The sequence below is a fragment of the Streptomyces millisiae genome (assembly GCF_031845425.1).
GTDB classification, from domain to species: domain Bacteria; phylum Actinomycetota; class Actinomycetes; order Streptomycetales; family Streptomycetaceae; genus Streptomyces; species Streptomyces millisiae.
In genome coordinates this window covers 25,454-39,927 of the sequence record NZ_JAVREM010000004.1, presented here as the reverse complement: position 1 = coordinate 39,927, position 14,474 = coordinate 25,454, and the positions used below count along the sequence as shown (strand labels likewise).

Genomic DNA, 14,474 nt, shown 5'->3' with positions numbered 1-14,474 from the left:
CCGGAAGCGGCCGACCGGGCGCGGACTACCTCGTGACGGTGATCGACGGGCTGTCGATCCGCTGGTTCTCGCTGGTCAGGTACAGCTCGTAGGCGGTGTCCCGCCGCGCCGACCTGGGGATCTGGACGGTGCCCGAGACGCGGCCGAGCTCGTCGGCCCGCACCGTGCCGAGGGACGAGCCGTCGCCGTCGTCGCCGTCCCGGCGGAACCGGACGGTGACCCGCTCGTCCGGGTCGTAGCCGTACGCCGACACCTCGACGCGATCGCCGGGCCGCGCGGACGTCCGGTCCACGGTGACCTGCTCGCCCACGGTGTTCTCCGGGGTGCGGATCTCGTTGACGGTGCGCTCGCCCTCGTCGTTCTTGCGGATGAGGAAGCCGTCGTGGTGCTCGCCGTTGGCGTAGCGCGCCTCGTACTGGATGGTGTCCTCGGTGACGTCGATCAGCTGGTACAGCTGCGCGTCCTGGCCGTCGCTGACGATCTCGCCGCCGTTGCCGGTCCAGTTCTCGCCGTTGTTGAGGTCGTACATCTTGCCGCCGGAGACGGAGACGGCGTAGGTGACGCCGTTGTGCACCGTGACGGACTGGCGGGCGTCGGCGCGGTTGCCGCGGCCGTAGGAGTGGTCGTGGCCCTGGAGCACCAGGTCGACGCCGTACTCCTCGAACAGCGGGCCCCACTGGGCGCGCACGTTGGTGTTGTTGCGGGTGCCGGTCATGGAGTAGACGGGGTGGTGGAAGGTCACCACGGTCCACCGGTTGGGGTTGTCCCGCAGCAGGCCCGCCAGCCACTCGGTCTGGGCGGCCATCACCGTGGCGTTGTTCTGGAGGTTGGAGTCCAGGGCGATGAAGCGGACGCCCTGGTAGTCGACGGTGTAGGCGGTCCCGTTGGTCTCCGGGGTGCCGGGGCCGTTGTCCGGGTACGGGAACTGCGGCCGCCAGAAGGAGGAGAGGCGGCCACTGCCGTACTCGTGGTTGCCCGGCACCGAGACGTTGTTGACCTGGCCGTCGATGAACCCGTCGGCCTGGTGCCACTGGCCCCACTCCTCCTCGGAGTTGGGGGAGTTGACGAGGTCGCCGGCGTTGATGATCAGCCGCGCGTCCGGGCGGTCGGCGAAGGCCTGCCGGAAGACCCGGGGCACGGCGGAGTCGATGTAGTTCTGCGCGTCGCCGTAGTAGATGAAGGAGAACGGCTCGAGTTCGTCGGCCGCGGTGGTGAAGTCGACCCACTCGCTCCAGTTGACGCCGTCGCCGACCCGGTAGCTGTAGCGGGTGTTCGGCTCCAGGTCGGTGAAGTTGACCGTGTGGTAGGTCGAGGCGTAGCCCAGGTCGGTGTTGACCGGGGTGCTGGCGGCGGCCAGCACGGTGGTGACGGCGCCCTCGGCGGGCTGGACGTCGCCGAGGGCGCGGGGCGCCGCCAGGATCTGGGCCTGCGCGGAGCCGTTCGGCGCGTCCGCCCGCCACGTCACGTTCTGGCTGGTGGCCGGCGCGGTGGTCGGGGTCAGCAGGACGCGGTCGGGCATGGGGGACGGGCGGTGGATCTCGGCCGCCGGGTACTCGGTCGGCGGGGTGGGCGAGTCGCTGAAGGCCATGGGGCTGGCGAGCAGGCCGCTGACGGCCAGGGTCGCCGTGCCGAGCACGGCGACCTTCGCGCGCGTGGACCGCATGGCCCACACTCTGGACACGACACGGTCGGGACGGTCGGGACGGTCGGGACGGTCGGGACGGGAGATGTCGCTCACTTGACGATGAACCCCTCACGGGCGGTGCGGTGCGGTGCGCCTCGGCGGCGGGCCGGAGGCGAGTGGATTCAGTCAGGGGCGGTCGAACGGTGCGCCGTTCTCTCCTTGCCGGGCGATGAACACTTCCGCGCGTGGTGCGCCGGTTGTGGCGAACGCCTGCTCGGCCGGTGTGAGTTCTTCCGTTCGGCGCCGACCGTTCGCCACCCGTTCGCCGCCGGCACCGCGCCGCCCGGTAGACCTGCGCCGGTGGGAGCGGCGGACGAGTGGAGGCGGCACGGATGGCACGGCGGTCGGCGCTCGGCTTCGTGGCCGCGCTCTGTGCGCTGATCCTGCTGCCCGCCGCGGACCCGGGCCGGCGGTCGTCGACCGAGAAGACCGACACCTTCCTCACCGCGGAGACCGGGGGCGTGTTCGACCTGGAGGCGGGGGAGTGCTTCACCGATCCCGCCTACTCCGACCCGCTGGGCGACGTCACGGTGGCGTACACGCCCTGCGACGACCACGCGGACAACCAGGTCTACGGTTTCGTGACCGCCCCCGAGGGCGCCTTCGACCGGCCCCGGCTCGCCTCCTTCGCCCGGGAGACCTGCGGCCGTGGCTTCGACAGCTACTGGCCGGGCGGGGCGGCGGACGGGCTCGCCTTCTACCCGGTGCTGCCGACCGAGCGAACCTGGCGCTCCGGCGACCGCACCGTCATGTGCGTGGTCTACCGCCCGGCGGGCGAACTCACCGACTCGCTCCTGCCGTTGGCCCGAGGCGGCCCGCGGTGTTCGGTTCTGTGCGACTCCTTGCGCATACCGTCTTGACCGTGGTCATTCATTTCGGATACTGAGCGACATGCCCCCCACACGACGGTCGTCCCGGCTCGGCGCAGCGTTCGTCGGCGCGTTGGCGTTGCTCGCCACCCTGCTCGCCCTCCCCGCACCGGCCCAGGCCACCTCCCCGGTCGAAGAGCCGTACGCCGGCTACCTCTTCACCTACTTCACCGGCGAGGGCACGGCCGACGGCGAGCAGGTGTACTTCGCCCTCAGCCGTGGCAACGACCCGCTGCGCTGGCAGGAGTTGAACGGCGGGAACCCGGTGCTCAGCTCCACGCTCGGCGACCTGGGGGTGCGCGACCCGTTCGTCATCCGGGCGCCGGAGGGCGACCGGTTCTACCTGATCGCCACGGACCTGCGGATGCACGGCGACGGCGACTGGGACCGGGCGCAGCGGCACGGCAGCCGGTCGATCATGGTGTGGGAGTCCCGCGACCTGGTGAACTGGTCGGCGCAGCGGTCCGTCGAGGTGGCGCCGCCGACCGCCGGCAACGTCTGGGCGCCGGAGGCGTACTGGGACCCGGAGCGGGAGGCGTACGTCGTGTTCTGGGCGTCCAAGCTGTACGCCGAGGACGACCCGGACCACACGGGCGACACCCACAACCGCATGATGTACGCGACGACCCGCGACTTCACGACGTTCAGCGAGCCCGAGGTGTGGCACGACCCCGGCTACTCGGTGATCGACTCGACGGTGATCGAGGAGGACGGCGTCTTCCACCGCTTCACCAAGGACGAGCGCGACCCCTCGTCCGGCGGCCCCTGCGCGAAGTTCGTCGCCCAGGAGTCCTCGACCGATCTCCTCGACCCCGCCTGGGACCTCGTCGCCGACTGCCTGGGCAGCGGCACGCTGGCGCGGGGCGAGGGGCCGACCGTCTTCCGGTCCAACACCGAGGAGAAGTGGTACCTGTTCATCGACGAGTTCGGTGGGCGCGGCTATGTGCCGTTCGAGACCACCGACCTGGCGTCCGGGCGGTGGACCGAGTCCGCCGACTACCGGCTGCCGGCCTCGCCCCGGCACGGCACCGTGCTGCCGGTCACCCAGGCCGAGTACGACCGGCTCGCCGAGCGTTGGGGGGTGCCGCCGGTGCGGTCCGACGAGGAAGGACTGGTCGCGCACTGGCCGCTGGACGGCTCGGCGGCGGACGCCTCGGGCCACGGCTACGACGGCACCCTCGCCGGCGACGTGAGCTGGGCGGACGGGGCGCTCGCCTTCGGCGGCACGGACGGGCACGTCCGGCTGCCCGACGACCTGCTGGCCGGCGTCGACGCCGTCACCGTCTCCGCCGACGTGTGGGTGGATCCCGCCCAACGCACCCCCTACTTCCTCTTCGGCTTCGGCAACACCGCCGCCGACGGGCGCGGCGACGGCTACCTCTTCGCCACCGGCGGCACCGAGGACGGCGGCTTCCGCGCCGCGCTCTCCGACGGCGACTGGACCCGCGAGCAGCAGGCCGCGTCCGACGGCGGCCTGCCGCGCGGCCGTTGGGTGAACGTCGCGTACACGATCGACGGGACGAGCGCCGTGCTGTACCGCGACGGCGTCGAGGTGGCGCGCAACGACACGATGACGCTGCGGCCCTCCGACATCGCCGGCGGCCGCACCACCGCCAACTACCTGGGCCGCTCGCAGTACACCGCCGACCACCGCTTCACCGGCCGGATGCGCGACGTCCGGCTCCACGACCGCGCCCTGTCCGCCGACGAGATCGCCGCGCTGCCCGGCAACGCGACCGCCGTGCGCGCCGTCGACCTCCGCCAGCTGCGGGTGCCGGCCGTCATCGACACCGCGAGCGACACCGTCACCCTGCCCGTGGTCCCCGGCACCGACCGGCGGCGGCTGCGCCCCGAGTTCACGCTGGCCCCGGGCGCGCGGATCTCCCCGCCCGGCGGCCGGCCGGTCGACCTGCGCGAGCCGGTGACCTACACCGTCACCTCGGCCGAGGGCACCACCCGGCGCTGGACGGTGCGCGCCGTCGAGATGCGGAGCCCGGTGCTGCCCGGGTACACCGCCGACCCCAACATCGTGGCGTTCGGGGACCGTTACTACCTCTACGCCACCACCGACGGCTTCCCCGGCTGGGGTTCCACCACGTTCAGCGCCTGGTCCTCCCGGAACCTGGTCGACTGGCGGGACGAGGGCGTGATCCTGGACCTCGGGCCCGACGTGTCCTGGGCCGACTCCCGCGCCTGGGCGCCGACGATCGCCGAACGCGACGGCCGCTACTACTTCTACTACTGCGCCGACGCCACGATCGGCGTGGCCGTCGCCGACTCCCCGACCGGCCCCTTCGTCGACTCCGGCGCGCCGCTGATCGCCGCCAACCCCGACGGCGGCGGCCAGCCCATCGACCCGGCCGTCTTCACCGACACCGACGGCCAGCCGTACCTCTACTGGGGCAACGGCTCGGCCTGGGCGGTGCCGTTGAACGACGACATGGTCTCCTACGACCCGGACCGGGTCCGCCGGATCGAGGGACTGACCGACTTCCGCGAGGGCCTGTTCGTGGTCGAGCGCGACGGCCGCTACCACCTGACGTACTCGATCGACGACACCCGCAGCCCGAACTACCGCGTCGGCTACGCCACGTCCGACAGCCCGCTCGGCCCGTTCACCTCCCGCGGGGTGATCCTGCGCCGGGACGACTCGCTGGGCGTGCTCGGCACGGGCCACAACTCGGTGCTCAACGTGCCGGGCACCGACGACTGGTACATCGCCTACCACCGCTTCGCGATCCCCGACGGCGACGGCACCCACCGGGAGACCACCCTCGACCGGCTCACCTTCTCGCCGGACAACCTGCTCCAGCCCGTCCGCCCGACGCTGGAGAGCGTGCGCCCGCGGCGGATCGGGTAGCCGCCCGGCCAACGCGGCGGGCCGGCACCCCCGGTGGGGGTGCCGGCCCGCCGCGTCGAACGGGTCAGGCGGCCAGCTCCGGTGCCTCGGCCGGGAGTTCGGCGGCCGGCTTCGACTTGGGCCGCATGATGAGGGCGGCCAGCGCGGCGGCGGCGAGGACGCCGATCGCGCTGATCGTGAAGGTGGTGGACATCGAGGCGGTGAAGGCCTCCCGGGCGACGTGGACCAGGCCGGCGTCGCCGTCGGCGACCGCCATCGCGTCCAGGATCGAGCGCTTGGCCTGCTCGGGCGCCTCGGCCGGCATCTCGTTCGCGAAGCCGCTGGAGAGCAGGGAGCCGAGGATCGCGATGCCGAGCGCGGTGCCGGCCTGCTGGATGGTGTCGTTCAGGGCCGAGCCGACGCCCGCCTGCTCGGCCGGGATGGTGCCCATCAGCGCGCTGATCGCGGCCGGCATCGCGAGGCCGGCGCCGAGGCCGAGCAGGCCGAGGGCGACCGCGGGGACCGCGAAGCCGCTGTCGACGGAGACGGTGGTGAGCAGCCCGAAGGAGACGGCCATGACCAGCAGTCCGGCCAGCACCAGCGGGCGGTTGCCGAGCCGCACCGCGAGCCCGGCGCCCACGCCGTTGCCGACCAGCGCGGCGACGGCCAGCGGCACGAAGGCGAGGCCCGCCTCGATCGGCGAGTAGCCGAGCACGAACTGCAGGTACTGGGTGAGCACCAGCAGCAGGCCGCCGTTGCCGATCTGGACGAGGGCCAGGGAGAGCGAGCCGCCGCTGAAGTCACGCTGCCGGAACAGCGCCAGCGGCACCATGGGCTGCGGGGTGACGTTCTCCCAGACCGCGAACCCGACGAGGGCGAGCACGGCGACGGCCAGGGTGATCGACGACCGGCCGCCGAAGGCGCCGTGCGCCGGCAGCTCGATGATCCACCAGACCAGGGCCGTCATGCCGACCGCCGACAGCACCGCGCCGAGCGGGTCCGGCTTCTGCCACGGGCCCTTCGACTCCGGCATGAGGACGACGGCCGCCAGGACGGCCAGCGCGACGACCGGGACGTTGATGAGGAAGATCGAGTGCCAGGAGAAGTGGTCGATCAGCACGCCGCCCAGCACCGGGCTGCCGACCAGGCCGAGCATGGACACCGAGCTCCAGGCCGCCATCGCCCTGCCGCGCTCGGTCTCGTCGAAGACGGTGATGAGGATCGACAGCGTCGAGGGCATGACCAGCGCCCCGCCCACGCCCATCGCCACCCGGACGGCGATCACCTCGCCGGGGGCGGTGCAGAACGACGCGGCCAGTGAGGCGGCGCCGAAGAGCAGCAGCCCCACGATCATGACCCGGCGGCGGCCGAACCGGTCGCCCAGGCTGCCCGAGGTGAGCAGCAGCCCGGCGAACACCAGGATGTAGGAGTCGAGGATCCACTGGGTCTGCTGGGAGCTGGCGCCGAGGTCCTCGGCCATCGACGGGACGGCGACGGTCAGCGCCATGCTGTCGACCACCAGGACCAGCGAGCTGAGGCACAGCACGATCAGGATCCACCAGCGGCGGGGGTCACGGGGTTCCATGGGGCGTCCTTTCGCCAGGCGCGTACGCCGTTCCGAAGATGCGAACACTGTACGCAGGCCGGAACGATGTGCGCAAGCCCTCTTCCCTGTACGCTCGACGCGAACGGCGTACGCAGCAGGTGAGGGAGAACCATGACCGCGAAGACCAGCCGCAACGAGAGTCAAGGACGGGGGTCGATCCCATCGGTGTGGGCCCGACGACGGCGCGAGCCCGACCAGCCCGCGCTCAGCCGGGCCGCGATCGTCCGCGAGGCCGTCGTCATGCTGGACGCCGACGGCATCGAGGCGCTCAGCATGCGCAAGCTTGGCGCCCGGCTGAACGCCGGCGCGACCTCGCTCTACCGGCACGTCGCCACCAAGGACGAGCTGCTCGAACTCGCCGTGGACGAGGTGCTCGCCGAGGTCGTCGTCCCGGCGGCGGACGCCGCCGACTGGCGCGCCGCCGTCACCGAGGCCGCCGGGTCCTTCCGCGCGACGGCCCTGCGGCACCCGTGGCTGGCCCCCATGCTGGGGCAGGCCGGCCTCGCCTACCTCGGCCCCAACCTCATGGCGTTCTCGGAGCGGTTGGCCGACCTGTTCGCGGCCGCCGGCTTCCCCGAGCCGAGCCGCGCCATCGACACGCTCCTCGCCTACGCCATCGGCATGAGCGTCTCGGAGGCGGCCTGGCTCACCATGGTCGCCCGCTCCGGCGAGTCGGAGGCCGACTTCGTCGCCCGGCTGATGCCCACCGCGCGGGAGGCCGCGGCCGACCACCGCCACCTCGCCGACTCCTACGCCGCCCCGCCGCCCGACCCGGCCGGGCTACGCGACGACAAGTTCGCCTACGGCCTGGACATCGTCGTCGAAGGGTTGGCGCGCCGGCTGGGGGGCTGAGCGGTGGTCCGCCGCTCGGCGCGGCTCAACCGCCGTCGGCCGCGTACCACTCGGTCCCGCCGAGCGGGAAGGCCCACTCGGGCTGGCCGCTGGTGGCGCTGGTGTGGAACGGCTGCCCCTCGTCGTCGATCACCAGCACCCCCTCGCGTTCGCCGCTGGTCCACGCCAGCTCCAGGTACCACTCCACGTCCCGGGTGTCGGTGTGCGCGGTGACGTACACGACGAGCGGGTCCGTCTCGTCCACCCAGAGCGGCAGTTCCGGCTGGCCGCCCGCGGCGGTGGCCTGGGGGGCGGCCGCGTCCAGGTCGACGTCGTAGGCCGTGGTCTCGACGGGGCCGCCGCCGCAGGCGCTGTACCCGGTGTACAGGTTCCAGGGCAGCGGGTCGCCGGTGCGGGTCACCCGGACGCTCAGGTCCCGCAGCACCACCGTCTCGTCGGCCGCGGCCTGGACGGTCAGCTCGACGTACTGCTGCCCGGCCGAGACGGCGCCCATCGCGCGGGCCCAGCCGGGGGCGCCGGGCTCGTCGGGCGGCGGCGGGACGGACTCGGGCTCCGCGTCGACGAGGTAGTGGTTGCCGCAGGGGCTCTCGAACGCGTGGGCGCGGGTGGCCACCGTCACCGGCGCCGGTCCCTCGCCGCCGGGGGGCGGCTGCTCCCCGGCCGGATCCTCCGTGCCCTCCGTGCCCTCCGTGCCCTCGGCTTCCGCCGCGTCGTCCGGGCCCGTGGGGGCCGCCGCCGTCTCCTCCGGGCGCGCCGCCTCCGTCGGGTCCGCCGGCGGCGTCTCCCTGGTCTCCGGCGTCTCCGTGGTCTCCGTCGTCCCCGCCGCGTTCGTCCCGTCCGACTCGTCGTCACCGGAGGCGAGCAGCATCCCCGCGCTCACGGTCAGGGTCGCGGTCAGGGCGAGGGCGCCGGCGACGAGGGCGGGGCGCCAACGCCGCCGGGCGGGCGGCGCGGGCGGCGCGGGCGGCTCCTGCGGCGCGGGTTCCTCGGCCACCGCCGGCGCGACGGCCGGCGACTCCTGTGCGGGGACCCGCTGTTCGCGTTCCCGCTCGCGCGCCGTGTCGGCCGCGATCCAGCGCCGGTGCAGCTCGACCAGCTCCTCCGGCTTCGCCTTGCAGAGCCGCGCGAACCGCTCCACCGTCGCGAACTCCGGCGGCAGCCCGTCCCCCTTGCAGTAGCGGTGCACCGTCGAGGCGCTCAGGTGCAGCCGCTTGGCGAGCGTGCCGTAACTCAGCCCCGAGCGCCCCTTCAACTCCTCGAGCAGCGCGGCCAGATCGGCGATCTCCGTGTCCGCGGACATGTCTCCCCCTCGTTCCACCGTCCCGGCGGGCCATTCGATCCGCCTCACATCCTCCCAGCTCACCGGGGGTTCGAACGTCCCATCCCCCCGTCCCGGCCATCGTCGCTGGTGGGCGGGACGAAGACCGGCCGAAGCTGTGGTCGTCCGGCGGGCCACCCGCCGGGATCGAACGACAGACCACACGAGAAAGCAGCACCCACATGAACGCCTTCACGCTCCGCCGCCGCACCCGCACCCTCGTCGCCGCCGTCGCCGCGGTGGCCGCCCTCTCGCTCACCGCCTGCCAGGACGACGAACTCGTCGGGGGCGGCGACGCGGGTCAGGAGGAGTCCGGCTCCGCCGCGGGGCAGGACGGCACCTCGGGCGGCACCACCGGCGGCGGCAGTGACCAGGTGGGCGACGGCGAGGGCACCGAGGACGGCGAGGACATCGTCGAGGGCGGCGGGCAGGGCGAGGACGGCGAAGCGGGCGACGAACTGGCCGTCATCCCCTGCGCCGACCAGAACACCCAGGTGACCGTCTCCCCCGTCGAGCGGCCCATCAACCACCTGCTGCTCACCGTCACCAACACCGGCGACGAGCGGTGCGAGGCCTTCAGCTACCCCCTGCTGGGCTTCGAGAACTCCCAGTCCACGCTGCCGTTCGTCGAGGACAGCGTTCCGCAGGCCGTGGTCTCGCTGGAGCCGGGTGACTCGGCGTACGCGGGCGTGATCACCTCGGCCGCCGACTCGGCGGAGGGCTACACCTCGACCTCCCTCAGCCTCACCTTCATGGACGTCAACGGCAACCCGGTGGGCGAGCTCGTCGACCTGGCGCTGCCGGGCGGCGAGGTGTTCGTCGGCGACGCGGCCGCCGTCACCTACTGGCAGACCGACATGGACACCGCCCTCATGTGGTAGCCGGCCCGAGGGGGTGGTCGGGGGCGCCTGGGGAGTGCCTTAGACTAAAGGGATGTATGCCCACTGAGGGCTAGTAGTCGTTGCAGTATCAAGGCCGGTCCCGTACGGAGAGTAGTCGAATGTCTAACCGTTGCGATGTGTGCGCCAAGGAACCCTCCTTCGGCAACAGGGTCTCCCGCCTCGGCAAGAACGCCATCGCGCGTCGGGTCAAGGCGCGGTCGCCGCGTAAGTTCACCCCGAACATTCAGTCCGTGCGGGCGGTCGTCGACGGCACCCCGCAGCGCGTCAAGGTCTGCACCTCGTGCCTGAAGAGCGGCAAGGTCACCCGCCGCCCGCAGGCCGCCTGACCGCTCCCGGGACACGGCGTTCCGCGTTGTCGGCGTCAGCCGATCGCGGCGGCCAGCCGGCGCAGGCCCTCCGCGATCTCCTCGGGGGTGTGGGTGGTGAAGGAGAGGCGCAGCGTCGTCGGGTCCGGCGCCCCGGCGTAGAAGGGCGCGCCCGGCACATAGGCCACGTCGTGGGCGATGGCGGTGCGCAGCAGCGCGGTGGCGTCGTGGCCCGGCGGGAGGCTCGCCCAGACGAACATGCCGCCCTCGGGGCGGTTCCAGGTGCTGCCGGGCGGCAGCGCGGCCGGCAGGCCGGCGAGCAGCGCGTCGCGGCGCTCGCGGTAGGCGGCGCGGACCCGGGTGAGGTGTGCCCCCAGGTCGCTGTCGGCGAGGTAGCGGGCGGCCGCGGCCTGGTCGACGGCCGAGGAGTGCAGGTCGGCGGCCTGCTTGGCGATCACGCAGGCGCGTCGTAGCGCGGCGGGGGCGCGCAGCCAGCCGAGGCGCATCCCCGGGGACATGATCTTGGAGAAGCTGCCGAGCAGCACCGTGCGGTCCTCGACGCCGGGGAACGAGGCGAGCCACGGCGCCGGCTCCCCCTCGAAGCGCAGCTCCCCGTACGGGTCGTCCTCCACGATCCACAGCCCGTGCCGCTCGGCCGACTCCGCGACGGCGCGCCGCCGTTCGACGGGCATGGTGCGGCCGGTCGGGTTCTGGAAGGTGGGGATCAGGTACAGCAGCTTCGGCCGCTCGGCGACGATCAGCCGGTCGAGCGCCGCCGGGTCGACGCCGTCCGCGTCGCACGGCACCGGCACCACCCGGGCCCCGGCGAAGCCGAAGCACTGGAGCGCGGCCAGGTATGTCGGCTCCTCGACCAGCACCACGTCGCCGGGTTCGAGCAGCGCGGTGGCCACCAGGGTCAGCGCCTGCTGCGAGCCGGCCGTGACCAGCAGTTCGTCCGCCCCGGTCGGCAGGCCGCGCTCGGCGAGCCGCCCGGCCACGGCGGCGCGCAGCGCGGGGTCGCCCTCGGTGGTCGCGTACTGCAGCACCCGGCGTGGCGCCTCGGCCAGCACCCGGTCGTAGGCCGCGCGTATCCGCTCCGCGTCGAACAGTTCGGGGGCCGGCAGCCCGCCCGCGAACGAGATCACCTCGGGCCGCGCCGTCAGCGCCAGGATCTCCCGCACCGGCGAGGCCCCTACCTGCGCGACCCGCCCGGCGAGCGGTGGCAGGGGGGCGCGGGTGATGAGGGAGTCGATGCTCATGGAGGCAGGGTACGGCGGATCGTTGTAGATGCCACCTACTTTCCGGAATCCGGGCAGGCGGTCAGCCGGCGCCCTGCCGGTCGCGGACCGCGATGCGCAGGGTGGCGTCCGGGCCGAGGACGGTCAGGGCGCGGGCGGTGGCGGGCAGCGGGACGTCGGCCACCAGGTCCCGGTCCGCGCGGCGCCACTCCAGCGGGCCGCGCGCACCGTCGGGGAGCCCCTCGGTGATGGGGTCGAAGCGGTCCGGCGGCCCGTCGACCGCGCTGTTCCAGGCGGCCCAGGCGGTGAGGCCCGCGTCGTCGGCGTCCGGCCTGACGTCCACCACCAGGGTGTCGGCCCAGGCCGGCACCTGCTCCAGGTGCTCGCCGAGGTGGAGGCGGCCGCCGTCCTCGCGCAGGGAGAACACGCGCAGGGTGAGGGCGTAGCGGAGCCGGTCCCGGTCGAGCAGGAAGGTGCCGGTCACCGGGACGGCGACGCCGGCCCCGGCTTTCCCGGCCCGGCGGCGGATCTCGTCGCCGAGTTGGACGGGACACCAGTGGGCGGCGCTCTGCTCGGTCATGACGATGGGCAGGCCCCGGATGACGAGGCGCGCGTCCGCCTGCCAGACGGGCTCCTCCGGCAGGTCGCCCGGCAGCCCCGCGAGGTCGAGCCGGACCTGCCAGCGGCCGAAGAGGAAGCGCCGCAGGTTCTGGTAGCCCTCCTCGGAGTTCACCTCCCCGTACGTGCCGGAGTGGGACCGGTAGACGTAGGCCCGGTGGGCGCCCCGCACATAGGCGCGCTCGATGCGGACCAGGCCGTCGCTCCTGGGGCCGACGGGCACCCGGGAGAGGCCGTAGTCCCTGGGGTCGGTGCCGATGAGGCAGAACACGTCGTCGGTGTCGAAGGCCTGCTCGGGGAGGCGCTGCGGGTCGAAGTCGGCCGAGCGCGGCGGCAGGTCGCCGAAGCGGGCCTTGGGCTCCAGGTAGCCGTACATCTTCTCCGGCGCGAAGATGTCCGAGCCGGCCGGGCCGAAGAGCTGCTCGCCGCGGTCCAGGGCCTCCAGGCGGAAGGCGATGCCGCCGTGCGGGGTGCCGTAGGTGAAGAACCGCGCCACCAGGTCCTTCGCCGGCGAGCGGGGGCGTCCTTCCGCGTCGGCCTGGAAGCAGACCTTCTGCATCATGCAGCGGACCACGAGCCCGCCCATGGAGTGGGCCACCAGGAACACCCTGGGCGCCCCGGTCTTCCGCCGGATCAGCTCGACGAGGTCGTAGAGGCCGGCCGCCGCCGACTCGATGTCGAAGCCGTCCGCGGTGACCCGGCGGTGCAGCTTGCCGAGCAGCCGCTCCGGCAGGCTCTCGTGCGGCGGCGCGGCGAAGGTGGTCGCGGCCTGGTCATAGAAGCGGTACACCCAGAGCGAGGCGGGCGGCACGCTGGCGTCCTCGGCGCCCCGCAGGTACTGGTGCTGGTCGCCGTGGACCAGCAACTGGTAGCCCTCGTCGGTCATCAGCCGCAGCAGCGGCCCCTCGAACTGGTAGAACGCCGGGTCGCCGTCGCCGCCGACGCGCACATGGGTGGCGCCCCGGTTGAAGCCGTAGAAGGGGTCGTCCACCTGCTCGTTGATCCCGGCGGTCGGCCCGGCGTACCCGCGCACGTAGACGATCGGCAGCCGATCCATGGGAGCCCTCCTCGGGTGTCGCTGCCGACCAGTCTCGGGACCGGCCGCCGCGCCACGAGGGAGGAACGGCCCCGCGCGGCGCGGAGCTCACCCGGACGGGGGCCTTCCGACCCGGTCACCGCTCCTCACCCCGCACGGCCGGGCAGTGGTGGTGGCACTCGCACGAGGGTGCTCGCCGGACACCTGACACCGCCCCGGAGGGCGGGGCGGCTCTCACGACTCCCCCGCGCGGGGGAGCAGGGCCCGACCACGGGGTGATGCTCGCCGCGCGCCGTGGCTGCGATCTTCGAAGCGAAGCGATGGCACGACTGCCGGACCTGAGGAGTTCCACGGATGACGATCACTCACGCCGAAGCAGCGGCACCGGGACGCCTGCGCGGCGCGTGGCGGAGGGCGCACGCGCCCGTCCCGGGGGTTCCCCGCTGGGCTCGGCTCGTTGCCTGTGCCGTACCGTTCACGGTCCTGCCCTCAGGTCTGTGGCGGATCGCTGGGGTCGTCTTCCAGATCGGCGGGGACGGCGCACGTCACGGAGTCGGAGACCTCCCGTCGTGGCTCCCGATCCAGGCGTACGTGATCGGCCTTTCCGTCGTGTCCGAGCTGCTGGCGTTCGCCGCGGTCGGCCTGATAGCCGGATGGGGTGAGGTCTTCCCCCGCTGGATTCCGGGTCTGGGCGGACGCCGCGTACCGTTGCCGGCCGCGGTGGTACCTGCCGCGCTCGGTGCCACGATGCTGACGGCCATATGGACGGCGACCGGCGTGGCCATCGCTGCCGGGTCCACCCTCCAGGGCGACCCGCTCCCGAGTGACTTCCCCACCCAGACGCTGCACGGCTGGCACCTCGCCATCTTCATCGCCAGCTATGCCCCGCTCCTGCTCTGGGGCCCTTTCCTGGCGCTGCTCACCATCGCCTACTGGCGGCGGCGCCGCCGCACTCCGGCGGCCCCCGCACCGGTGCGTGACCACGGCGCCGCTCGCCCCTGCGACAAGCCGACGGAACGAGCCCAAGCCGCCTGACCCGGCGCCAGCGCCTGGGCCGGACGGTGTCCTTCGGTCAGCGCGGGGCCACCCGCTCGTCCACGGTGCCCTCCTCGGTGGGCACCGTGATGTCCGTCCGCCGCGCTGCCGGTGAGGCGTCGGCCGAGATCCGTGATCAGCGGACGATTGTCGCCGTCCAGCCAGGCGATCC

The 14,474-nt window shown here is 73.3% G+C and carries 11 protein-coding genes; 6 read left to right on the top strand and 5 right to left on the bottom strand.

Annotation, left to right across the window (positions count from 1 at the left end; translation table 11 throughout):
- Nucleotides 1-25: 25 nt before the first annotated feature.
- Nucleotides 26-1,663: a metallophosphoesterase family protein gene (locus RNC47_RS06045; RefSeq protein ID WP_311596184.1), complete on the bottom strand. Its 1,638-nt coding sequence runs from the start codon at nucleotides 1,661-1,663 to the stop codon at nucleotides 26-28.
- Nucleotides 1,664-2,016: 353 nt separating this feature from the next.
- On the opposite strand from RNC47_RS06045, the gene RNC47_RS06040 reads away from it, so the two are divergent.
- The gene (locus tag RNC47_RS06040) at nucleotides 2,017-2,544 is read left to right on the top strand and encodes a hypothetical protein (RefSeq protein ID WP_311596182.1); all 528 of its coding nucleotides are present in this window, start codon (nucleotides 2,017-2,019) and stop codon (nucleotides 2,542-2,544) included.
- Nucleotides 2,545-2,575: 31 nt separating this feature from the next.
- Complete coding sequence (locus RNC47_RS06035; protein ID WP_311596180.1) at nucleotides 2,576-5,413, top strand: family 43 glycosylhydrolase; 2,838 nt, start codon at nucleotides 2,576-2,578, stop codon at nucleotides 5,411-5,413.
- A gap of 64 nt (nucleotides 5,414-5,477) precedes the next feature.
- Here RNC47_RS06035 and RNC47_RS06030 read toward each other — a convergent pair whose 3' ends face one another.
- On the bottom strand, nucleotides 5,478-6,977 hold the full coding sequence (locus RNC47_RS06030) for an MFS transporter (RefSeq protein WP_311596178.1): 1,500 nt from the start codon (nucleotides 6,975-6,977) through the stop codon (nucleotides 5,478-5,480).
- 132 nt (nucleotides 6,978-7,109) lie between these two features.
- Between RNC47_RS06030 and RNC47_RS06025 the strand changes: the two genes are divergently transcribed.
- Complete coding sequence (locus tag RNC47_RS06025; protein WP_311596176.1) at nucleotides 7,110-7,850, top strand: TetR/AcrR family transcriptional regulator; 741 nt, start codon at nucleotides 7,110-7,112, stop codon at nucleotides 7,848-7,850.
- Nucleotides 7,851-7,875: 25 nt separating this feature from the next.
- On the opposite strand, the gene RNC47_RS06020 is transcribed toward RNC47_RS06025, so the two are convergent.
- Nucleotides 7,876-9,150, bottom strand: coding sequence for a helix-turn-helix domain-containing protein (locus RNC47_RS06020; protein WP_311596173.1), 1,275 nt, complete (start codon nucleotides 9,148-9,150; stop codon nucleotides 7,876-7,878).
- Nucleotides 9,151-9,350: 200 nt separating this feature from the next.
- Between RNC47_RS06020 and RNC47_RS06015 the strand changes: the two genes are divergently transcribed.
- Nucleotides 9,351-10,049 (top strand): DUF4232 domain-containing protein, encoded by a 699-nt coding sequence (locus RNC47_RS06015; protein ID WP_311596172.1) that lies wholly within the window; start codon nucleotides 9,351-9,353, stop codon nucleotides 10,047-10,049.
- A gap of 119 nt (nucleotides 10,050-10,168) precedes the next feature.
- The gene (gene rpmB, locus RNC47_RS06010) at nucleotides 10,169-10,396 is read left to right on the top strand and encodes a 50S ribosomal protein L28 (protein ID WP_311596171.1); all 228 of its coding nucleotides are present in this window, start codon (nucleotides 10,169-10,171) and stop codon (nucleotides 10,394-10,396) included.
- A gap of 35 nt (nucleotides 10,397-10,431) precedes the next feature.
- On the opposite strand, the gene RNC47_RS06005 is transcribed toward rpmB, so the two are convergent.
- Both RNC47_RS06005 and RNC47_RS06000 read right to left on the bottom strand, forming a co-directional pair.
- Nucleotides 10,432-11,634 carry an aminotransferase-like domain-containing protein gene (locus RNC47_RS06005; protein ID WP_311596170.1) on the bottom strand — a complete coding sequence of 401 codons (1,203 nt, stop codon included), beginning with the start codon at nucleotides 11,632-11,634 and terminating at the stop codon, nucleotides 10,432-10,434.
- A gap of 61 nt (nucleotides 11,635-11,695) precedes the next feature.
- Nucleotides 11,696-13,288, bottom strand: a complete 1,593-nt coding sequence (locus RNC47_RS06000) for a lipase/acyltransferase domain-containing protein (protein WP_311596168.1) — start codon at nucleotides 13,286-13,288, stop codon at nucleotides 11,696-11,698.
- Nucleotides 13,289-13,876: 588 nt separating this feature from the next.
- Here RNC47_RS06000 and RNC47_RS05995 point away from each other — a divergent pair.
- Nucleotides 13,877-14,302, top strand: coding sequence for a hypothetical protein (locus tag RNC47_RS05995; RefSeq protein ID WP_311596166.1), 426 nt, complete (start codon nucleotides 13,877-13,879; stop codon nucleotides 14,300-14,302).
- Nucleotides 14,303-14,474: the final 172 nt, after the last annotated feature.